The sequence below is a fragment of the Klebsiella sp. 141161 genome (genome assembly GCF_050600815.1).
GTDB classification, from domain to species: Bacteria; Pseudomonadota; Gammaproteobacteria; order Enterobacterales; family Enterobacteriaceae; genus Klebsiella; species Klebsiella aerogenes.
Genome location: NZ_JAQIRN010000007.1, coordinates 253,317 through 274,055 on the forward strand (window position 1 = coordinate 253,317; position 20,739 = coordinate 274,055).

At 55.2% G+C, this 20,739-nt stretch carries 19 protein-coding genes; 3 read left to right on the forward strand and 16 right to left on the reverse strand.

The window, feature by feature from the left end:
• Positions 1-59: 59 nt before the first annotated feature.
• The 14 genes from ptsG to yceD all read right to left on the reverse strand — a co-directional run bounded on the left by ptsG (position 60) and on the right by yceD (position 12,625).
• Positions 60-1,493, reverse strand: a complete 1,434-nt coding sequence (ptsG, locus tag PGR79_RS18950) for a PTS glucose transporter subunit IIBC (RefSeq protein ID WP_045393695.1) — start codon at positions 1,491-1,493, stop codon at positions 60-62.
• 297 nt (positions 1,494-1,790) lie between these two features.
• Positions 1,791-2,585: a metal-dependent hydrolase gene (locus PGR79_RS18955; RefSeq protein ID WP_087857997.1), complete on the reverse strand. Its 795-nt coding sequence runs from the start codon at positions 2,583-2,585 to the stop codon at positions 1,791-1,793.
• Between the two features lie 10 nt (positions 2,586-2,595).
• Positions 2,596-3,600 (reverse strand): DNA polymerase III subunit delta', encoded by a 1,005-nt coding sequence (gene holB, locus PGR79_RS18960; protein ID WP_087857998.1) that lies wholly within the window; start codon positions 3,598-3,600, stop codon positions 2,596-2,598.
• Entirely contained in the window at positions 3,597-4,238 is a 642-nt protein-coding gene (gene tmk, locus PGR79_RS18965) for a dTMP kinase (RefSeq protein ID WP_113374196.1), read from the reverse strand. Before tmk ends, holB begins: the two co-directional genes overlap by 4 nt.
• Positions 4,228-5,250: a cell division protein YceG gene (yceG, locus tag PGR79_RS18970; RefSeq protein WP_113374197.1), complete on the reverse strand. Its 1,023-nt coding sequence runs from the start codon at positions 5,248-5,250 to the stop codon at positions 4,228-4,230. The genes tmk and yceG overlap by 11 nt, the downstream gene beginning before the upstream one ends.
• 2 nt (positions 5,251-5,252) lie before the next feature.
• A complete protein-coding gene (pabC, locus tag PGR79_RS18975; protein WP_113374198.1) occupies positions 5,253-6,062 on the reverse strand; it encodes an aminodeoxychorismate lyase in 810 nt (269 codons plus the stop codon).
• 128 nt (positions 6,063-6,190) lie between these two features.
• The gene (gene fabF, locus PGR79_RS18980; RefSeq protein WP_015705037.1) at positions 6,191-7,432 is read right to left on the reverse strand and encodes a beta-ketoacyl-ACP synthase II; all 1,242 of its coding nucleotides are present in this window, start codon (positions 7,430-7,432) and stop codon (positions 6,191-6,193) included.
• Between the two features lie 88 nt (positions 7,433-7,520).
• Positions 7,521-7,757, reverse strand: coding sequence for an acyl carrier protein (gene acpP / locus PGR79_RS18985; protein WP_000103754.1), 237 nt, complete (start codon positions 7,755-7,757; stop codon positions 7,521-7,523).
• 210 nt (positions 7,758-7,967) lie between these two features.
• The gene (gene fabG, locus PGR79_RS18990) at positions 7,968-8,702 is read right to left on the reverse strand and encodes a 3-oxoacyl-ACP reductase FabG (RefSeq protein ID WP_015367190.1); all 735 of its coding nucleotides are present in this window, start codon (positions 8,700-8,702) and stop codon (positions 7,968-7,970) included.
• Positions 8,703-8,714: 12 nt separating this feature from the next.
• Positions 8,715-9,644, reverse strand: a complete 930-nt coding sequence (gene fabD / locus PGR79_RS18995) for an ACP S-malonyltransferase (protein ID WP_087858003.1) — start codon at positions 9,642-9,644, stop codon at positions 8,715-8,717.
• A 15-nt stretch (positions 9,645-9,659) separates the two neighbouring features.
• The gene (locus PGR79_RS19000) at positions 9,660-10,613 is read right to left on the reverse strand and encodes a beta-ketoacyl-ACP synthase III (RefSeq protein ID WP_045393676.1); all 954 of its coding nucleotides are present in this window, start codon (positions 10,611-10,613) and stop codon (positions 9,660-9,662) included.
• A gap of 53 nt (positions 10,614-10,666) precedes the next feature.
• The gene (gene plsX / locus PGR79_RS19005; protein WP_087858004.1) at positions 10,667-11,767 is read right to left on the reverse strand and encodes a phosphate acyltransferase PlsX; all 1,101 of its coding nucleotides are present in this window, start codon (positions 11,765-11,767) and stop codon (positions 10,667-10,669) included.
• A 146-nt stretch (positions 11,768-11,913) separates the two neighbouring features.
• On the reverse strand, positions 11,914-12,087 hold the full coding sequence (rpmF, locus tag PGR79_RS19010) for a 50S ribosomal protein L32 (RefSeq protein ID WP_000290724.1): 174 nt from the start codon (positions 12,085-12,087) through the stop codon (positions 11,914-11,916).
• Positions 12,088-12,103: 16 nt separating this feature from the next.
• Positions 12,104-12,625, reverse strand: a complete 522-nt coding sequence (gene yceD, locus PGR79_RS19015; RefSeq protein ID WP_015705036.1) for a 23S rRNA accumulation protein YceD — start codon at positions 12,623-12,625, stop codon at positions 12,104-12,106.
• Positions 12,626-12,766: 141 nt separating this feature from the next.
• Between yceD and PGR79_RS19020 the strand changes: the two genes are divergently transcribed.
• Entirely contained in the window at positions 12,767-13,351 is a 585-nt protein-coding gene (locus tag PGR79_RS19020) for a Maf family protein (RefSeq protein WP_087858005.1), read from the forward strand.
• 40 nt (positions 13,352-13,391) lie between these two features.
• On the opposite strand, the gene rluC is transcribed toward PGR79_RS19020, so the two are convergent.
• Positions 13,392-14,345 carry a 23S rRNA pseudouridine(955/2504/2580) synthase RluC gene (rluC, locus tag PGR79_RS19025; protein WP_072205245.1) on the reverse strand — a complete coding sequence of 318 codons (954 nt, stop codon included), beginning with the start codon at positions 14,343-14,345 and terminating at the stop codon, positions 13,392-13,394.
• Positions 14,346-15,170: 825 nt separating this feature from the next.
• Between rluC and rne the strand changes: the two genes are divergently transcribed.
• On the forward strand, positions 15,171-18,395 hold the full coding sequence (gene rne, locus PGR79_RS19030) for a ribonuclease E (protein WP_430922277.1): 3,225 nt from the start codon (positions 15,171-15,173) through the stop codon (positions 18,393-18,395).
• A gap of 39 nt (positions 18,396-18,434) precedes the next feature.
• On the opposite strand, the gene PGR79_RS19035 is transcribed toward rne, so the two are convergent.
• Positions 18,435-19,373 (reverse strand): LysR family transcriptional regulator, encoded by a 939-nt coding sequence (locus PGR79_RS19035; RefSeq protein WP_113374200.1) that lies wholly within the window; start codon positions 19,371-19,373, stop codon positions 18,435-18,437.
• Positions 19,374-19,482: 109 nt separating this feature from the next.
• Here PGR79_RS19035 and PGR79_RS19040 point away from each other — a divergent pair, with 109 nt between their 5' ends.
• On the forward strand, positions 19,483-20,697 hold the full coding sequence (locus PGR79_RS19040) for an MFS transporter (RefSeq protein ID WP_113374201.1): 1,215 nt from the start codon (positions 19,483-19,485) through the stop codon (positions 20,695-20,697).
• The last annotated feature ends 42 nt before the right edge of the window (positions 20,698-20,739 follow it).

The following is a 20,739-nucleotide window of genomic DNA, read 5'->3' on the forward strand; positions in this document are numbered from 1 at the left end:
CAGAATACCGACGTAAAAAAGGCAGCCAGTTGGCTGCCTTAGTCTCCCCACACTACGTCTTAGCTGTTGCGGATGTATTCATCCATTTCGGTTTTCAGGTTATCGGACTTGGTACCGAAAATGGCCTGAACGCCAGAACCTGCAACAACTACGCCAGCAGCACCCAGTTTTTTCAGACCAGCCTGATCAACTTTCGCTACATCAGCCACGCTCACGCGCAGACGAGTAATACATGCGTCGAGGTTAGTGATGTTCTCTTTACCGCCGAAAGCAGCAATCAGAGCCGGGGCCATTTCACTGGTAGCGGCGCCTTTGCTGTCTTCTGTTGCATCTTCACGACCCGGCGTTTTCAGGTCCAGCGCTTTAATCAGCACGCGGAAGACGACGTAGTACACGATCGCGTAGCAAATACCGACAATCGGGAACAGCCACAGTTTGCTGCTGTTGCCGGACAGAACGATAAAGTCGATCAGACCATGAGAGAACGAAGTCCCGTCACGCATACCCAGCAGGATACAGATCGGGAATGCCAGCCCTGCGAGAATCGCGTGAATGATATACAGGATCGGCGCTACGAACATGAAGGAGAACTCGATCGGCTCGGTAATACCGGTCAGGAACGAGGTCAGCGCAGCGGAGATCATGATACCGCCGACTTTGGCGCGGTTCTCTGGTTTAGCAGAGTGCCAAATCGCGATAGCTGCAGCCGGCAGGCCGTACATTTTGAACAGGAAGCCGCCAGACAGTTTACCTGCAGTCGGGTCGCCTGCCATGTAACGCGGGATGTCGCCGTGGAACACCTGGCCTGCAGCGTTGGTGTATTCACCAATTTGCATCTGGAAAGGTACGTTCCAGATATGGTGCAGACCAAACGGTACCAGGCAGCGCTCAATGAAGCCGTAGATACCGAACGCCACAACTGGGTTCTGGTAAGCCGCCCATTGAGAGAAGGTCTGGATGGCGGAACCGATAGGCGGCCAGATAAAGGACAGGATCACGCCGGTGAAGATAGCAGCGAGACCAGAGATAATCGGCACAAAGCGCTTGCCCGCGAAGAAGCCCAGATATTCAGGCAGCTTGATACGGTAGAAGCGGTTGAACATGTAGGCTGCAATCGCACCCGAGATAATACCGCCAAGCACGCCGGTATCAGCCAGGTGTTTCGCTGCGATTTCCTCAGCAGGTAAATGCAGAACCAGCGGCGCGACTACCGCCATGGTTTTCACCATGATGCCGTAAGCTACGACTGCAGCCAGTGCGGATACACCGTCGTTATTGGTGAAGCCAAGCGCAACACCGATTGCGAAGATCAGCGGCATATTGGCGAATACTGAACCGCCTGCTTCTGCCATGACGTGAGAAACCACGGCTGGCAGCCAGCTGAAGTTGGCAGAACCGACGCCCAGCAGGATACCTGCGATAGGCAGTACGGATACTGGCAGCATCAGCGATTTACCGACCTTCTGCAGGTTAGCAAATGCATTCTTAAACATAATTGAGAGTGCTCCTGAGTATTTGGTACTTTTTTTACGTTTTCACGCATTGGCTCGGGGGGAGAACCGGGCCGTGGACAGGACATCTAAGCGCCCTTTATTTATTACACAGAGTAAAATAATTAACGCGGAGATTGTTTGACGGCTATCACGTTTCATTCAGTCAACATATAAAAATTTACACTGATTTACATAATGTGTATCTGTATGTTGCAAAAATGCGTTCACCGCCTCTGTCGCGGCGGTGAACTTTACTCGCTTTAAGTATTAATTACGAGCCTTAAAATAATAGAAAGATCAGGCAGGTTGCAGTCTGGCAGGGTCGATGTGGAACAAGCTGGCAAAGTTTTCGGTGGTTTGTTGCGCGAGTTGCTCCAACGGCACGCCTTTCAACACCGCCATGTATTCGGCGACATCACGAACCATTGCCGGCTGGTTCTCTTTGCCGCGGTGCGGCACCGGCGCCAGATACGGCGAATCGGTCTCCACCAGCAGACGATCGAGCGGCACATAACGCGCGGCATCTCGTAGCTGTTCGGCATTACGGAATGTGACGATACCGGAAAACGAAATATAGAATCCCATATCGAGCAGTTTACCCGCAGTCTCTCTATCTTCTGTGAAACAGTGTAGTACGCCACCGCAATCCGTCACGTTTTCTTCCTGCAAAATTGCCAGCGTGTCGGCGCGCGCATCGCGGGTATGCACAATCACCGGTTTATTTAATTCGCGGCCAATGCGAATGTGTTGACGGAAAGACTCCTGCTGGCGCAGTTTGGTTTCCGGGGTATAGAAGTAATCGAGCCCGGTTTCCCCCATCGCCACGACGCCCTCCTCCGCCGCCAGCGTACGCAGTTCCTCAAAGTCATACGCTTCATCCTGGTTCAGGGGATGCACGCCGCAAGAAAACACGACGTCATCGCGCTGGCCGATTAATTCACGCATCCCGCGGTATCCCGGCAGCGTCGTGGCGACCGCCAGGAAAAACCTGACATCACGCGCGGCGGCTTTCGCCAGAACATCATCGACGTCTTTATGCAACGTTTGATAATCCAGGCCATCAAGATGGCAGTGGGAATCGACTAAAAACATATTCTTATTCTCAGAGATGCGAGACGGGCAGAACCGCCCCGGGTTGCAGGTAATGTTCCCAGCGCAGGAGGCGCTCGGTGAGTAGTAGTTCGCGGTTGACGCCGACCACGCTCAGTAACTGTTCGCGACAGGCGCTCACATCGCGCGTGATAGCTTCAAGACGCGGGCCCGAGAGTGTTTGCGCCAGCTGGTTAACCAGCGTCCAGGCATCCGGATTACTCAGAAGCGAAATACCCTGTTGCCTTTTTTGCGCATCCAGCAACAGCGATGCCAGCCAGTGCAGACGCACCGGAGCCTGTTCGTGATTCAGAACCGGTAATAATGACAGCCAATCGCCGCTGGTTAACACGCTGGCTAGCGCCTGGCAGAGCTGTTGACGCGGCGCCCAGTTGGCCTCTTGCAGTAACTCCAGCGCTGCTGCGGGCGCGTTAGCGCTGAGGCGCAGAGCGGCCAACAAAGCATCTTGTGACATTGTCACTTCGCGCTCTAACCACCCTAATGCCCAGGCTTCAGAGGGCGGGGCAAGATGATATGAGAAGCAACGGCTACGCAAGGTAGCGAGCAGCCGCGCCGGCTCCTGACAGGCCAGGAAAAACCAGGTGTGTTCCGGCGGCTCTTCCAGCGTCTTCAGCAAAGCATTGGCGGCGGCATCGGTTAACAACGTCGCATCGTTGATCCACACCACCTTCGCGCCGCCGAGACGCGCGCGCTCATAGAGTTTTTCAGTGATGCCGCGCACCGCATCGATACCTAGCGCACTCTTGCCTTTCTCCGGGGCAAGCGTGTAGTAATCAGGATGGGTGCCGGCCTGCATAAGCTGGCAGCTATGACAATGGCCGCAGCTTTTATGCCCTTCCGGCTGGCGGCACATCAGGAATCGGCATAACGCGTAGATGAGCGCGTCGCCGCCCATCCCCGGCAACGCCTGCAGTAATAACGCATGGTGACCCCGTCCTGCCTGATAACCAGCCACTAGCTGCTCGAAGGACGGGCGTAACCACGGATACCATTTCATGCGCGTTGCTCCGCAACCCATTGTGTGATGACAGAACGGATATCACGTTCAACCGCTTCCAGAGGCTGCGTTGCATCCACCGTACGGATAGTCGGATCCTGCGCCGCCAGTTCAAGGTAGCGCGCGCGGGTACGATTAAAGAAGTTCATCGACTCCTGTTCAATCCGATCCAGATCGCCGCGCGCGCGCGCGCGCTTGAGGCCGACCTCCGGCGTCACGTCAAGATAGAGCGTTAAATCAGGGCGGAAATCGCCGAGCACCGCATCGCGTAGCGTCGCCAGCATTCCCTGATCGATACCGCGCCCGCCGCCCTGGTAGGCCTGAGTTGAGAGATCGTGACGGTCGCCAATGACCCACTGACCGCGGGCCAGCGCCGGCTTGATAACGGTTTCAACCAACTGTACGCGGGCGGCGTAAAACATCAGTACTTCCGCCTTGTCGTTAATGACTTCATCGCCGGTAGACTGGATATCCAGCACCAGGCTGCGCAGTTTTTCAGCCAGGATGGTGCCGCCCGGCTCACGGGTAAACACCATATCGCGGATACCCAGCTGTTCGAGTGTCTCAACGACCAGATTGCGTGCGGTCGTTTTCCCCGCCCCTTCCAGGCCTTCGATGACGATATAGTTACTGCGCATTTTTTTCCTTAAGTACTTTTAAATAGTCCTGAACCGAGCGGTTATGGCTGGCCAAATTGGTATTGAACGTATGGCCGCCTTTTCCGTCGGCAACAAAATAGAGATACGGCGTCTTCGCCGGATGCGCGGCCGCATTGAGAGACGCTTCGCCCGGCACGGCGATGGGCCCTGGCGGCATACCGCTAATCACATAGGTGTTATAGGCGGTCGGCGTTTCCAGATCTTTGCGCGTCAGTTTACCATTATAGCGCTCACCCATGCCGTAAATCACGGTAGGGTCGGTCTGTAAACGCATGCCAATACGTAGGCGGTTGATAAAGACCGAAGCCACGCGATCGCGCTCGGCAGGAACCGCGGTCTCTTTCTCAACAATAGAGGCCATGGTCAGTAACTGGTTTTGATCTTTATACGGTAGATTATCCGCCCGCCCTTCCCAGGCTTTCGCTACCGCAGCGACCATTTTCTGGTGCGCGCGTTTAAGAATGGCGATATCGCTGGTATTGGCGGTGTACATCCAGGTATCCGGCCAGAACCAGCCTTCAACCCAATCGGCATGCTCAAGCCCCAGCGCTTTGGCCACCGTTTCGTAACTATCGTCTTCTAAAGTGTGTTTTACATACGGCGCATCGCGCAGCTGATGCAGATAGTCGCTAACGCGCATCCCTTCAACAAAACGTAACGGGAACTGCGCCTCTTTGCCGCTTGCCAGTAGCTGCAGCATTTCGCGCACCGTCATTTGCGGTGTGAAGCGGTAAGTACCCGCTTTAAAATGAGAAAGTTCGGGTTCGACGCGCAGCAACCACTGGAATACGCGCGGACGATTAATAATTTTATCGCCATAAAGCTGCTGGCCAAGCACCACTCGTCCGGTTCCTGGCTCAAGGGTGAAGATGGTCTCTTCTTTAATAAGCAACTTGCTGTCTGCCAGTTGGCGGACTTTCCACATCCCTGCCGCTGCGGCAATACCGAACACCACCACTAACAGCAAGACAAAACGTAACATTTTCTTCATGACTAACCAGGCAGCTCACACAATGGGGCTAAAAAATGGTAAAGATCGCGTTCGGACCAACAGATGTCATCCCAACGACGAACCGGTACTAGCGGCATAAGCGCATTGCAAATCAGCACTTCATCGACATCGCGCAGCACATCGGGGCGCACGGATACTTCGACAACATCAAAAGGCGAACGTGCCAACTTGGCTATACAGTACTGGCGCATAATGCCATTGACGCCCGCCTGATCGAGGCGCGGCGTGAACACATGACTTCCTTTACGCCAGAACACATTCGCGGCACAGCATTCCGTAAGCCACCCGTCGCTGTCAAGGACCAGCGCCTCATCGGCGTCTGTCTGCTCAAGATGAGAACGAATCAAGACTTGTTCCAGGCGATTAAGATGTTTGAGCCCGGCCAGCGAGGGATTGCGCCCCAGGCGGATCGGACTTAACGCCAGGGTTATTCCCTCTTCTCGCCATCGCGCATAATGCGAGGGGAAAGAAGAAACGCTCATCATGCGGTTCGGCTGCATGCAGCCTGTCGCGCTATATCCCCGGCCTCCTGAGCCACGCGTTATGACCACTTTGAGGACGCCTTCACTGTGCGGCTTTGCCAGTTCTTGCATCTCTGCGGCCAACGTTCGCCATTCAGTAAAAGGTATAAAGAGTTTTTCGCAAGTATCTTGCAAGCGGCCCAAATGGGCATTGAAAAAGGCTATCTGGCCGTTGATGATTCGCGAGGTGGTGAAACAGCCATCACCGAATTGAATTGCGCGGTCATTTGCTGCCAGCACATCCTTCTCGACACCATTTATCAAGAACATAGAGGGCTCCTCTCACCGGTGGCACAGTGTCTCAGGATAAAAAGCAGAGAACAAGCGGAGAAAACCGAATAAAAAAAGACCCGCCAGGCGGGTCTTTCGTCAACGCTTAAACCAGCATTAGCGGTTGATCATACTTTTTTGAAGATAATCGAACCGTTAGTACCGCCAAAGCCGAAGGAGTTACACAGGGTGTATTCCATACCGGAAACCTGACGCGCTTCATGAGGAACGAAGTCCAGGTCGCAACCTTCATCCGGGTTATCCAGGTTGATGGTCGGCGGAACCGCCTGATCGCGCAGCGCGAGAATAGAGTAGATAGACTCTACTGCGCCAGCCGCGCCTAACAGGTGGCCGGTCATGGATTTGGTGGAGCTCACCATCACGCGACTTGCCGCATCGCCAAACACGGATTTCACCGCCTGGGCTTCTGCTTTATCGCCCGCTGGCGTAGAAGTTCCGTGGGCGTTGACGTAGCCAATCTGGCCCGGTTCAATTGCCGCATCACGAATGGCGTTAACCATCGCCAGCGCAGCGCCAGCGCCATCTTCCGGTGGAGAGGTCATATGGTAGGCATCGCTGCTCATACCAAAACCAACGATCTCTGCGTAGATTTTCGCGCCGCGTTTTTTCGCATGCTCGTACTCTTCCAGCACGACCATACCGGCGCCGTCGCCCAGCACGAAGCCATCACGCTCTTTATCCCACGGACGGCTTGCCGCCTGCGGATTGTCATTGCGGGTAGACAGCGCGCGCGCAGCGCCAAAGCCGCCTACGCCCAGCGGCGTACTCGCCTTCTCTGCACCACCGGCAACCATCGCATCGGCATCGCCGTAAGCGATAATACGCGCCGCGTGGCCGATATTGTGTACGCCTGAAGTACAAGCGGTCGCGATGGAAATACTCGGTCCACGCAGACCGAACATGATGGTCAGATGACCGGCCACCATGTTAACAATTGTGGACGGTACGAAGAACGGGCTGATCTTCCGCGGTCCGCCATTTACCAGCGAACTGTGGTTTTCTTCGATCAAGCCAAGGCCACCAATACCGGAACCGATAGCGGCGCCGATGCGGGTTGCGTTTTCTTCCGTCACTTCAAGGCCAGAATCCTGCATGGCCTGAACGCCAGCGACAATTCCATATTGAATGAAGGCATCCATCTTGCGCTGTTCTTTGCGCGAGATGATATCATCACAGTTAAAATCCTTTACTAAGCCAGCAAATTTCGTTGCATAGGCGCTAGTATCGAAATGGTCGATCAGGCTGATGCCACTCTGACCGGCAAGGAGAGCTTTCCAGGTAGACTCTACGGTATTGCCGACAGGAGACAACATGCCCAGTCCGGTCACAACTACACGACGCTTAGACACGGTTGTCCTCCAGGGAGGGAAAATAGATTCTTGTGGGACAAAAAAAGATAAAACTCAGGCGGTCGAATGACCGCCTGGAGATGTTCACTTACGCCTGGTGACCGTTGATGTAATCAATGGCAGCCTGAACGGTGGTGATTTTCTCAGCTTCTTCGTCCGGAATCTCAGTATCAAACTCTTCTTCCAGAGCCATTACCAGCTCAACGGTGTCAAGAGAATCAGCGCCCAGGTCTTCAACGAAGGAAGCATTGTTGGTAACTTCTTCCTGCTTAACGCCCAGCTGTTCGCCGATAATTTTCTTAACGCGTTCTTCGATAGTGCTCATACTCTTAAATTTCCTATCAAAACTCGCTTTCGCGATGGTTTTCGTAGTGTATAAAATGTTGAAAAATTTGCAACTAAATCCCGGCAGGTCTTACCACGATTTTACGCTATTTTGCGGCTGTTTGCCCTAATAACGCAAATGATTTCGCACAAAACAGTACCCGCAAGCGTGCAGACTGCGCGCTTCCTGAACATTTTGCGCAAATCTCGGTCAGACCATATACATCCCGCCATTGACGTGCAGGGTTTCACCAGTGATGTAACCCGCTTCGTCAGAGGCTAAGAATGCAACCGCGCTGGCGATTTCATTTGGGGAGCCAAGGCGCCCCGCAGGAACTGCCGCCAACGTACCCGCACGCTGCTCATCGGTCAGCGCACGCGTCATGTCCGTTTCAATAAAGCCCGGAGCAACAACGTTTACAGTAATACCGCGAGACGCAACTTCACGTGCCAGTGACTTACTGAAACCGATCAGACCCGCTTTCGCCGCAGCGTAGTTAGCCTGACCAGCATTTCCCATGGTACCAACCACAGAACCGATAGTGATAATACGTCCATGACGCTTTTTCATCATAGCGCGCATTACCGCTTTTGACAGACGGAATACCGATGACAGGTTGGTTTCGATAATATCGTTCCACTCATCATCTTTCATTCGCATTAACAGGTTATCACGAGTAATCCCGGCATTATTGACCAGGATGTCAACTTCGCCAAACTCTGCGCGAACATTTTCCAGAACAGATTCAATAGATGCCGGGTCGGTCACATTCAACATCAGACCTTTACCGTTGGCGCCTAAATAGTCGCTGATTGCCTGCGCGCCGCTTTCGCTGGTGGCAGTACCGATAACTTTCGCGCCGCGCGCGGCGAGGGTTTCAGCGATAGCGCGGCCGATACCGCGGCTCGCGCCGGTAACCAGCGCGATTTTTCCTTCAAAACTCATGGTATTCCTCTTTTATTGCTCAAGCGCCGCAGACATCGCAGCCGGCTCGTTGAGCGCAGAAGCAGTCAGGGTGTCAACAATACGTTTGGTCAGGCCGGTGAGGACTTTACCCGGGCCCATTTCATACAGGTGCTCGACGCCCTGAGATGCCATAAACTCAACGGTCTTAGTCCACTGCACCGGGCTGTACAGCTGGCGAATCAGCGCGTCGCGGATAGCGTCCGGCGCGGTTTCGCACTTCACGTCGACGTTGTTCACAACCGCAACGGTCGGCGCGTTAAAAGTGATTTTCTGCAGCTCTACCGCCAGTTTTTCAGCGGCAGGTTTCATCAGCGCGCAGTGCGAAGGTACGCTGACCGGCAGCGGCAGCGCGCGTTTGGCGCCTGCGGCTTTACACGCGGCGCCCGCGCGTTCAACGGCTTCTTTGTGCCCGGCGATAACCACCTGGCCCGGTGAATTGTAGTTCACTGGCGAAACCACCTGCCCTTGCGCAGATTCTTCACAAGCTTTAGCGATGGACGCGTCGTCAAGGCCAATAATTGCAGACATCGCGCCGGTACCTTCCGGTACCGCTTCCTGCATGAATTTACCACGCAGTTCAACCAGACGAACAGCATCAGCGAAATTGATAACGCCTGCGCAGACCAGCGCAGAGTATTCGCCCAGGCTATGACCGGCTAACAGCGCCGGCGCTTTACCGCCCTGCTGCTGCCATACGCGATATAACGCGACGGACGCGGTCAGCAGCGCCGGTTGCGTTTGCCAGGTTTTGTTCAGTTCTTCTGCCGGGCCCTGTTGGGCAAGCGCCCACAGATCGTAACCCAACGCTGCGGAAGCTTCGCCGAAGGTCTCTTCAATAACTGGCCAGGTCGCGGCCATATCTGCCAGCATACCGACAGCCTGAGAGCCCTGTCCCGGGAACACAAAAGCAAATTGCGTCATGTTTAAATCCTTATACTAAAAACGAACCAGCGCGGAACCCCAGGTGAAACCACCACCGAAGGCTTCCAGCAGAATCAACTGACCGCGTTGAATACGGCCATCGCGAACGGCTTCATCGAGCGCGCAAGGAACCGAGGCCGCGGAAGTATTACCGTGACGATCGAGCGTGACCACCACATTATCCATCGACATTCCCAGCTTTTTCGCCGTCGCGCTGATGATACGCAGGTTAGCCTGATGCGGCACCAGCCAATCCAGCGCCGAGCGCTCAAGGTTGTTGGCCGCCAGCGTCTCGTCAACGATATGCGCCAGTTCGGTGACCGCAACTTTAAACACTTCGTTACCGGCCATCGTCAGATAAATCGGGTTTTCCGGCTCAACGCGATCGGCGTTCGGCAGCGTTAACAGGTCGCCGTAGCGGCCATCGGCATGCAGATGCGTGGAGATAATCCCCGGCTCTTCAGAAGCGCCGAGCACTACCGCGCCCGCACCGTCGCCGAAGATAATGATCGTACCGCGATCGGTTGGATCGCAGGTGCGCGCCAGCACGTCAGCGCCGATCACCAGCGCATAATCAACGGCGCCGTTTTTCACGTACTGATCGGCGATGCTCAGGGCATAGGTAAAGCCCGCGCAGGCGGCTGCGACGTCGAACGCCGGGCAACCTTTTACGCCCAGCATAGATTGAATCTGGCACGCAGAGCTCGGGAAGGCATGAGTGCCCGAGGTGGTCGCAACAACGATCAGACCAATTTGCTCCGGGTTGACATTCGCCATTTCAAGCGCTTTCTTTGCGGCTTCGAAGCCCATCGTAGCAACTGTTTCGTTCGCTGCGGCAATACGGCGTTCACGAATACCTGTACGCGTGACAATCCACTCGTCAGTCGTTTCAACCATTTTTTCCAGGTCGGCGTTAGTACGCACTTGCTCAGGCAGATAGCTGCCGGTGCCAATAATCTTTGTATACATGTACGCTCAGTCACTCTTGGGTAATATACCCGCGTTGTTCAAACCGCAGGGCGTCAGTCGTATCCGTTGGTCCCGTTGTGCCGTCGGGCATTCCCGTTACCGCTGCTGCTCCCTGGCAGTTCAAAGCCTGCTGGGTATAACGATTCCAGGCGAGCGGCGATCCGCTGTGGAACCTGCCGCTGCACCGCCTGCACTGCCTGCTCTATTGCGACGCAAAATGCGCGCTGGTTGGCAGCGCCATGACTTTTGATCACAGAACCGCGCAATCCTAACAGACAGGCGCCATTATACTGGTCGGGGTTGAGGTGACTGAATCGCCTGCTCAGGCTTTTTTGTAACCAACGCTTTAATAAAATCAGCCACCACGACCGTTTTTTTCCCTCTCCCTGTGATTTCAGCAGCGAAAGGAACATTCTGACAACACCTTCCATCGTCTTTAATGTGACGTTGCCCGTGAATCCATCACAAACCAGAACATCCGTTTTACCCGTCAGCAACTCGTTAGCTTCAAGGTAACCAATATAGTTGAAGGACGGCAGCTTTTTGAGAATCGCCGACGCATCACGGATGCTATTGAGACCTTTCATCTCTTCTTCGCCGATATTCAACAGCGCAATGCGTGGATTTTTAATCCCTACGACTTCTTCAGCTAACACCGCGCCCATCACCGCGAACTGTACCAGCATCGTGCTATCACAATCGACGTTGGCGCCTAAATCCAGCACCACCGTTTTGCCCTTTTGCTGATGCGGTAGCACCGTCACCAGCGCCGGGCGCTCAATTCCCTCAATGGGTTTGAGCAATAATTTCGCCAGTCCCATCAGCGCGCCGGTATTTCCCGCGCTAACACAGGCCTCGGCCCGGCCTTCTTTTACCAGCTCCAGCGCCAGGCGCATCGAGCTACCGCGACTATTGCGGATAGCCTGAGCGGGCCGCGCATCACTGGCAATAACTGACTGTGCAGGAATAATCTGCAATCGCGAACGTTGTTCGAAATCAGCTTTGGCAAGTAATGGCGTGATGGCGTCGGGGTCGCCGACTAAAAGAAGTGTGAGTTGCGAATTAGAGTTCAGTGCCTGCAGTGCTGCAGGCACTGTCACGGATGGGCCAAAATCGCCCCCCATGACATCTAACGCCAGGGTTAGACGTGTCAAGGTATCGTCGCTGCCCGGTTCGGTTATTCCCCAGTTACCTGGGGAGATCCTCACTAAGCTTCACCACGCTTTTACTCTTGTCTTTCACGTTACAAGGACGTTAATTACGTTTTCTTGCAACGTGAAATCCACGGAGTAAGGCGTGATTACTTAGCGATTACCTTGCGACCGCGGTAGAAACCGTCGGCAGTGATGTGGTGACGCAGGTGTTTCTCACCAGAAGTTTTGTCTACAGACAGGCTGGTGACTGCGGTCAGAGCGTCATGGGAACGACGCATGCCACGTTTGGAACGGGTTGGTTTATTCTGTTGTACGGCCATGGACCTTACTCCTCAATTACTTATGCTTTAAGCTGGCTAATACGGCAAATGGGTTTGGTTTTTGTGCCTCTTCAGGCAGTTCGCCAAAGACCATGTCCGCGTCGGACACTTCACAGTGTTCAGAATCATGCACCGGAACTACCGGCAAGGAAAGAATGATTTCATCCTCAACCATCGCCTGCAGATCGATTTCACCGAATTCGTTAACCTCAATCGGCTCATACGCTTCCGGTAGTGCTTCTGCCTGTTCGTCATTTCTGACAGGGCTGAAACAATACGTTGTGTGAACATGATGAGGGAACGGTTTCCCGCAACGCTGACATTCGAGGGTTACCGATACCTTCGCATCACCGGTAATAACGGCGAGACGCTGGTTATCGATAGCGAACGACATGCTGCATTCCACATCACTGTCCACGCTGACGACTGAATCGGCGACACGGCCGACCTGATCACGGGCGTAGATACCCTCGTAATCAAGGCGTTTTTGAGCCGTGCGAACCGGATCGAGAGTCAGGGGTAATTTTACCTTTTGCATAGGGCGCGCATATTAACTTTGTAATGTCATAGAGTCAAAGAAAAAGGCAGCCTCAGGTTGCCTTTTGCCATTTATTCGCACACATTGCGGCGCATAGTTTAAAATGATGCTCTGCGAAGCGCTATATGTGGATGAAAAAATATGTCTAATCTTCTCCTGGCCTCAACCTCGCCGTGGCGGCGGATGCTGCTGGAAAAACTCTCGCTGCCGTTCGAATGCGCAGCGCCTGAGGTTGATGAAACGCCTCTGCCCGGCGAATCCGCCCGCCAGTTGGTTGTGCGTCTGGCGCAAGCCAAAGCCCAGGCGCTGGCATCCCGCTTCCCTCAGCACCTTATTATAGGTTCCGATCAGGTTTGCGTCTTAGACGGCGAAATTACCGGTAAACCACACACTGAAGAAAACGCCCACCGTCAGCTACGCAAAGCCAGCGGCACGATTGTCACTTTTTATACCGGACTGGCGCTCTATAATTCCGCCAACGGACACCTGCAAACGGAATGCGAACCTTTCGACGTCCATTTTCGGCATTTAAGCGATCAGGAGATCGAGGCCTATATCCGTAAAGAGAACCCTCTGCAGTGCGCCGGGAGTTTTAAAAGCGAAGGATTAGGTATTACGCTATTTGAACGACTGGAAGGACGCGACCCTAATTCGCTGGTTGGGTTACCGCTAATAGCGCTATGCCAGATGTTGCGCCGGGAAGGCTACAACCCGTTACTCAGTTAGTCAGAAAAGAAAGCGGCGGAGTATCAATCCGCCGCTTTACCTATTTGCTATTACGTAAAACCTGTAAGCAGTGTTTCAGTTGGTTATCCAACGGCGCTTCAATACGCATCACCTCTCCGGTGCCAGGATGGGTGAATTTCAACGCCGCCGCATGCAAAAACAGGCGGTTTAAGCCAGTCCCTGAAAGCTGCTTGTCAAACTCGCGATCGCCATAGCGATCGTCAAAAGCAATCGGATGTCCCGCATACTGCGTATGAACGCGAATCTGGTGCGTACGCCCGGTAACCGGACTACAGCGCACCAGCGTGGCAAATGCGTAACGCTCTTCTACTTTAAAGCGCGTTTCGGACGGCTTACCTTCCTGGCTCACGCGCACGATACGCTCGCCGCTCTGCAGAATATTTTTCAGCAGAGGCGCTTGTACCACCTTCGTGTGCGACTGCCACTGACCGCGCACCAGCGCCAGATAATCCTTCTGCATCCCTTTCTCACGCAGCTGCTCGTGGAGCGAACGAAGCGCCGAACGTTTTTTCGCCACCAACAGCACGCCGGAAGTATCGCGATCGAGACGGTGGACCAGTTCAAGGAAACGGGCCTCCGGGCGCAGCGCGCGCAGCCCTTCAATCACGCCGAAGCTCAGACCGCTACCGCCGTGCACTGCGGTGCCGGAAGGTTTATTCAGCACCAGGATATGATCGTCTTCATAGAGAATCACATCCGACAGCGCCGCCACTTTTTGCAGGTGCGGCGAAACGGCCTCTTCTTCGCGCTCGGCGACACGCACCGGCGGGATACGCACTTCATCGCCATCTTCCAGTTTATATTCCGGCTTGACGCGTTTTTTGTTTACCCGCACCTCGCCTTTACGCAGGATGCGATAAATCATGCTCTTCGGTACGCCCTTAAGTTGCGTACGCAAAAAGTTGTCGATACGTTGCCCCGCTTCATCGGCGGAAATGGCAACCATTTTTACGGTTGGAGTCTCAGTTTTCATGGTCGGCGATTCTAAATAGCCGAGGGCATTAGCGCCACTCATTTTTATATGCTTATATTTATCAGTATCCGGATTTCATCGCATGCTTCATCGGCGTTTTGTTTGTTATTAGAACAATCTGTAGACGCTGGTGAAAAAACTGTGAGTAACCCGGTGATAAAAGGTAAAAGTGAACTTGCTATAACAAGGTTAGCAATGGAATAATGAGGCTGTTTTCCGTGTTGACACTTGTTAGAACAAGAAATTAGCGGAATGACCAATTTTGTCTGACCGATCATCCACGCAGCAATGGCGTAAGACGTATTGATCTTTCAGACAGTTAGCGGGCTGCGGGTTGCAGTCCTTACCGGCACAGGCTCTATAAGATTTTTGCGTGGCAGGACGGCGACGACTCCGGGACTACCGGGAGTTCATCTGAATCCTCCGATTGAGGTGAACAGGTTAAGCCATTACCCCTGCGACGTGAGAGACGATGAGAATATACGCAACATCGTTTGAGGTGCGTCAAGGCTGCAAAAGAGAGAATCTTCAGTCGGTTGTACAAGCAATCGATTGAAGTGAACAAGCGCGGCCAACGCGAAATCACTTAAAGGATGAAGTGTATAAATGGAATATTCTCTGGTGATACATCCCAGGCTGTTCCCCTGAATAATTGCGCTGTGTTTCCGTTTGAAACACAGGCGACCGACACTCTGCGCCTCTTAAGCGCGCGACAACCGTGAGGTTGGCGACGTGAACCAGACTCGAGGCCATCGGTTTTCACCCGGTAAGGCGTTACTCTGCCCGTAGCTTAGTCGTCAATGTAAGAATAATGAGTAAGTTACGATGAAAAGAATGTTAATCAACGCAACTCAGCAGGAAGAGTTGCGCGTCGCTCTTGTTGATGGGCAGCGCCTGTACGACCTGGATATCGAAAGCCCCGGGCACGAGCAGAAAAAAGCGAACATCTACAAAGGCAAAATCACACGTATTGAACCTAGCCTTGAAGCCGCGTTTGTCGATTACGGCGCTGAGCGTCATGGTTTCCTCCCCCTCAAAGAAATTGCCCGCGAATACTTCCCAGCCAATTACAGCTCTCATGGCCGCCCTAACATTAAGGACGTTCTGCGCGAAGGTCAGGAAGTCATTGTTCAGATTGATAAAGAAGAGCGCGGTAATAAAGGCGCTGCGCTGACCACCTTTATCAGCCTGGCAGGCAGCTACCTGGTACTGATGCCGAATAACCCTCGCGCCGGCGGTATTTCACGCCGTATCGAAGGTGACGATCGTACCGAGCTGAAAGAAGCGCTGGCGAGCCTGCAGTTGCCGGACGGCATGGGTCTTATCGTTCGTACCGCGGGCGTCGGCAAATCCGCTGAAGCGCTGCAGTGGGATCTGAGCTTCCGCCTGAAGCACTGGGAAGCGATTCAGAAAGCCGCGGAGAGCCGCCCTGCTCCATTCCTGATCCACCAGGAAAGTAACGTTATCGTACGTGCCTTCCGCGACTACCTGCGCCAGGACATCGGCGAAATCCTGATCGATAACCCGAAAGTGCTTGAGCTGGCGCGCCAGCATATCGCCGCCCTCGGTCGTCCGGATTTCAGCAGCAAAATCAAACTGTACACCGGTGAAATCCCGCTGTTCAGCCACTACCAGATTGAATCCCAGATTGAATCCGCGTTCCAGCGTGAAGTTCGCCTGCCATCCGGTGGTTCTATCGTTATTGATAGTACCGAAGCGCTGACCGCTATCGACATCAACTCCGCTCGCGCGACCCGCGGCGGCGATATCGAAGAAACGGCGTTCAATACTAACCTCGAAGCGGCTGACGAAATCGCGCGCCAGCTGCGCCTGCGCGACCTTGGCGGCCTGATCGTTATCGACTTCATCGATATGACCCCGGTACGCCACCAGCGCGCGGTTGAAAACCGCCTGCGTGAAGCCGTCCGCCAGGACCGCGCGCGTATCCAGATCAGCCATATCTCGCGCTTCGGCCTGCTGGAGATGTCCCGCCAGCGTCTGAGCCCGTCACTGGGTGAATCCAGCCACCACGTGTGCCCACGCTGTAGCGGCACCGGTACCGTGCGTGACAACGAATCGCTGTCGCTCTCTATCCTGCGTCTGATTGAAGAAGAAGCGCTGAAAGAGAACACCAAAGAAGTCCACGCGATCGTTCCGGTCCCCATTGCGTCTTATCTGCTTAACGAAAAACGTGCCGCAGTCAGCGCGATTGAAACCCGTCAGAGCGACATTCGCGTCATCATCGTCCCGAACGACGAGATGCAAACCCCGCACTACTCCGTACTGCGCGTGCGTAAAGGCGAAGAGACCTCAACCCTGAGCTATTTGCTGCCGAAACTGCACGAAGAAGAGATGGCGATGCCGTCCGACGAGGAACCTGCTGAGCGTAAACGCCGTGAGGAACCTGCGCTGGCCGCTTTCGTGATGCCGGATGCGCCGCCAGTACCGGTACAGGAAGAAACCTCAGCCGCCCCGGTCGCAGCGAAAGCCGCCGCCGCTCCAGCCGCAAAAGTAGCAACGCCTGCCCAACCTGGCCTGCTGTCCCGCTTCTTTGGCGCATTGAAAAACATTTTTGCTGGCGCAGAAGAAGCCAAACCGGCGGAAGTCAAGACTGAGCAAAAAACAGAAGAGAAACCGGAACGTCAGCAAGAGCGTCGTAAACCGCGTTCTAATAATCGCCGCGATCGCAATGACCGTCGTGATAACCGCGATAGCCGCGATAATCGTGACAATCGCGACAACCGTGGTGAAAACGCTGAAGGTCGCGACTCTCGTGAGTCTCGTGAGGAAAACCGCCGTAATCGCCGTGAGAAACAACCGCAGAACGTTGAACAGCGCGAATCTCGTCAAACCGCAGGCAATGAGGCTGATACCGGCAAATCACGTGATGAGCAGCAGCAACCGCGCCGTGAACGCAACCGTCGTCGTAATGATGACAAGCGCCAGGCACAGCAGGAAGCGAAAGCTCAGACCCGTGAAGAACCGGTAGTCCAGCAGGAAACCGAGCAGGAAGAACGCGTTCAGAGCATGCCGCGTCGTAAGCCGCGTCAGCTGGCGCAGAAAATCCGCTTTGAGTCCGTGGAAACCGAGCAGGTTATCGAAACCGTAGCCGAGCAGCAGCCGGAATCTACTACGCCGCGTACTGAACTGGCAAAAGTCGATCTGCCGGCCGTCGTTGAAACTGCCGCTGAGCAGGATGAAAACGGCGACGCTCGTGAATCTAACGGTATGCCTCGCCGTTCACGTCGCTCTCCGCGTCACCTGCGCGTAAGCGGTCAGCGTCGTCGCCGTTACCGCGATGAGCGTTATCCGACCCAGTCGCCGATGCCGTTGGCTATCGCCTGCGCATCGCCTGAGCTGGCATCTGGTAAAGCGTGGATCCGTTATCCGATTGCTCGCGTGCAGGATCAGCAGCAGGAAGAGTTACCGGTACAAGAAACCGCCAGCGTTGAGCCTATCATTACGCCAGTCGTCGCGGAGACTATCGCTCCGGTTGTCGTTGCGGAAACTGTCGCGGCTGAAACTGCCGCACCGGCAGTGGCCAACGAACCGACCCCAGAAGCGACTGTAGCTCAAGCGCCGGTCGTCGAAGAAACGGCGGTGGTTGAAGAGACCGCAATTGTTGCGGAAAGCGTTGCGCCGCAGGCAGAAGTCAGTGAGCCAGCAGAGCCGGTAGTCGAAGAAACTGAGACCGCACCTGCTCCAGCTACTGAAGAAACCGTCACTGCGCAGCCAACGATTGCCGAAGAAGAAACCGCTGTTGTCGAAGAAACGACCGTTGCCTCCGTTGAAGAAGCCGCGCCGGTTGTTGAACCGACGCCGGTCATCAGCACCGCGCCAGTGGTGAAAGCGCAACCGGCGACCACCGCTACTCGCCATGCGACCGCGCCGATGACCCGCGCACCGGCTCCGGAATACGTGCCGGAAGCGCCGCGCCAAAGCGATTGGGTTCGTCCTCCGTTTGCCTTTGAGGGTAAAGGGTCTGCAGGCGGCCATAGCGCCACTCATCAGGCCACGGCGGAAGCTACCCGTCCGCAGCCTGTAGAGTAACGGTGCTCAACGAAAAAACCGGCCAACTGGCCGGTTTTTTTATTTCTTCTCGTCCGGGCGCTGCATCCCCGCCACCTGTGGCATCACTTCGCGCATCAAATCGAGAAACTTGCGTAGCCGCGTCGGATAATAGCGCGCCCAGGGATAAACCAGATGCACCGGCAGCGGCGAAGCCCGCCACTGCGCAAACGGCTCAATCAGCCTGCCTGCCGCAATATCCTCCTCCACCGCCCAACTGGAAACAATTGCCGCCCCCAGCCCCGCCAGGGCGGTGTTACGCGCAACGTAGACGCTATCGGTACTCAGACAAGGGACAATCGGGAAACTCACCAACTGCCCGTCCACCTGATGCTGTAGCGTGACTTCATGCTGATAAAAGGTGCTGATAGCGACCCATGGCAGCGCGGAGAGCGCCTGCGGTTCGCTGAGTTCCGGATGGCGCGCCAATAGCTCAGGCGCAACCACCAGGCTGCGAGGAACCACAGCCAACAGTACCGATACCGTTGATGGATCGACTTCCGCGCCAACGCGGATCGCGCAATCAATATTATCGCTAAGAAAATCGACGGTTTTATCATTCAGCATCCACTCAACGGAGAGCTCGGGATATCGCTGCAGAAAACTCACCAGCGGACCCAGCAACTGCTGTTGGCCAAAAGCGTGCGGCGCCCGCACCCGCAGCACGCCAACCGGCCGGTCCTCCTCGATGCGCAAATCATCTTCCAGCGCCAGCCAACTCTCCACCAGCCGCCGCGCATGTTGATAACAGCGCTCGCCGTCATCGGTCAGTTTCATCGCATGGGTCGTGCGCAGAATAAGCCTCGCGCCAAGTAACGTCTCCAGCGACTGCAAACGTCGGCTGACGGTCGCCTGAGTCGTACTCATCTGCAGAGCCGCCGCCGAGAGCGAACCCGCTTCGACGATGCGAATAAAGGTCCGCATCAGCTCAATCCGATCTATACGCTCTTGTTTCTTCATTTATATTTTTCCTATACGTGCTACGTATAACCGTTTTACCACTACCCTATCTTCCGCGCCAGTCTGCTTCAGGGAACAATAGCGCCAACGCATTTACGAGGGCACTACCATGACACCGCTTCCTTTATCCCCCCGCCAGGCCGGCTGGGTTATTTTTATTCTCGCGCTCGGCGCTGGCTTCAGCGTCGCATCCATCTACTACGCCCAGCCGCTGCTGCCGTTAATCGGCGCCAACCTGCATCTCAGCGTTGAAGGAATGGGGCTGGTGCCCACCCTAACCCAGGCTGGCTATGCATTGGGAATATTATTTCTGCTGCCGCTCGGCGATCGCCGCGATCGCCGAACGCTTATCCTGCTGAAAAGCGCCGTGCTGGCGGTACTGTTGCTACTCTGCAGCCTGACCGGTCAGCTTACCTCGCTACTGGTCGTCAGCCTGCTGATTGGCATGGCGGCGACCATGGCGCAGGATATTGTCCCGGCGGCGGCGATTCTGGCGCCGGCGGGCAAACAGGGGAAGATGGTCGGTACGGTGATGACCGGCCTGCTACTGGGGATCCTGCTTTCACGTACCGTCAGCGGGCTGGTCGGCGCGCTATTTGGCTGGCGGGTCATGTACCAGGCTGCGGCAGTCAGTATCGCCTTTATCGGCCTGTTAATGTGGCGTGTTGTGCCGCGTTTTGAGATCCACTCTACCCTCAGTTATCCGCAGTTGCTGAAGTCAATGGCCCATTTGTGGCAGCGCTATCCCGCGCTGCGCCGCGCGGCATTCGCCCAGGGCTTTTTGTCTATCGCCTTTAGCGCGTTCTGGTCGACGCTGGCGGTGATGCTCGCCGAACATTACCAGATGGGTAGCGCGGTCGCCGGCGGCTTCGGTATCGCTGGCGCGGCAGGCGCCCTGGCGGCACCGCTGGCAGGAGGACTGGCGGATAAAGTTGGCGCGGGGAGAGTCACCCAGCTCGGCGCGGCATTCGTCACCGTCTCCTTTGCCCTGATGTTGCTGCTGCCCGCCCTGCCGGTACACGGCCAACTGGCGCTGATTGCGTTATCGGCTATCGGTTTTGACCTTGGTCTGCAATCAAGCCTGGTAGCGCATCAAAATCTGGTTTACAGCCTGGAGCCCCAGGCCCGCGGCAGGCTTAACGCCTTGCTGTTTACCGTGGTCTTCATCGGTATGGCTCTGGGATCGGTGCTGGGAAGTAAACTGTACGTGCTGGCTGGCTGGAATGGCGTGGTGATTCTGGCGGTGAGCAGCGGCGCGATTGCTCTGATTATCCGCCTGCTGGAAAATGCTCGTCTACAGGCCGCAGAACGCGCCGTGAGATAAAAAAACCCGCTCCGCATAGCGGAACGGGTTAATCAGGCCCGA

Bases quoted from the DNA above. Each gene is read 5' to 3' on its own strand.
- ptsG (WP_045393695.1), bottom strand. From the start codon at position 1,493: ATGTTTAAGAATGCATTTGCTAACCTGCAGAAGGTCGGTAAATCGCTG.
- PGR79_RS18955 (WP_087857997.1), bottom strand. From the start codon at position 2,585: ATGTTTTTAGTCGATTCCCACTGCCATCTTGATGGCCTGGATTATCAA.
- holB (WP_087857998.1), bottom strand. From the start codon at position 3,600: ATGAAATGGTATCCGTGGTTACGCCCGTCCTTCGAGCAGCTAGTGGCT.
- tmk (WP_113374196.1), bottom strand. From the start codon at position 4,238: ATGCGCAGTAACTATATCGTCATCGAAGGCCTGGAAGGGGCGGGGAAA.
- yceG (WP_113374197.1), bottom strand. From the start codon at position 5,250: ATGAAGAAAATGTTACGTTTTGTCTTGCTGTTAGTGGTGGTGTTCGGT.
- pabC (WP_113374198.1), bottom strand. From the start codon at position 6,062: ATGTTCTTGATAAATGGTGTCGAGAAGGATGTGCTGGCAGCAAATGAC.
- acpP (WP_000103754.1), bottom strand. From the start codon at position 7,757: ATGAGCACTATCGAAGAACGCGTTAAGAAAATTATCGGCGAACAGCTG.
- fabG (WP_015367190.1), bottom strand. From the start codon at position 8,702: ATGAGTTTTGAAGGAAAAATCGCGCTGGTTACCGGCGCGAGCCGCGGT.
- fabD (WP_087858003.1), bottom strand. From the start codon at position 9,644: ATGACGCAATTTGCTTTTGTGTTCCCGGGACAGGGCTCTCAGGCTGTC.
- PGR79_RS19000 (WP_045393676.1), bottom strand. From the start codon at position 10,613: ATGTATACAAAGATTATTGGCACCGGCAGCTATCTGCCTGAGCAAGTG.
- rpmF (WP_000290724.1), bottom strand. From the start codon at position 12,087: ATGGCCGTACAACAGAATAAACCAACCCGTTCCAAACGTGGCATGCGT.
- yceD (WP_015705036.1), bottom strand. From the start codon at position 12,625: ATGCAAAAGGTAAAATTACCCCTGACTCTCGATCCGGTTCGCACGGCT.
- PGR79_RS19020 (WP_087858005.1), top strand. From the start codon at position 12,767: ATGTCTAATCTTCTCCTGGCCTCAACCTCGCCGTGGCGGCGGATGCTG.
- rluC (WP_072205245.1), bottom strand. From the start codon at position 14,345: ATGAAAACTGAGACTCCAACCGTAAAAATGGTTGCCATTTCCGCCGAT.
- rne (WP_430922277.1), top strand. From the start codon at position 15,171: ATGAAAAGAATGTTAATCAACGCAACTCAGCAGGAAGAGTTGCGCGTC.
- PGR79_RS19035 (WP_113374200.1), bottom strand. From the start codon at position 19,373: ATGAAGAAACAAGAGCGTATAGATCGGATTGAGCTGATGCGGACCTTT.
- PGR79_RS19040 (WP_113374201.1), top strand. From the start codon at position 19,483: ATGACACCGCTTCCTTTATCCCCCCGCCAGGCCGGCTGGGTTATTTTT.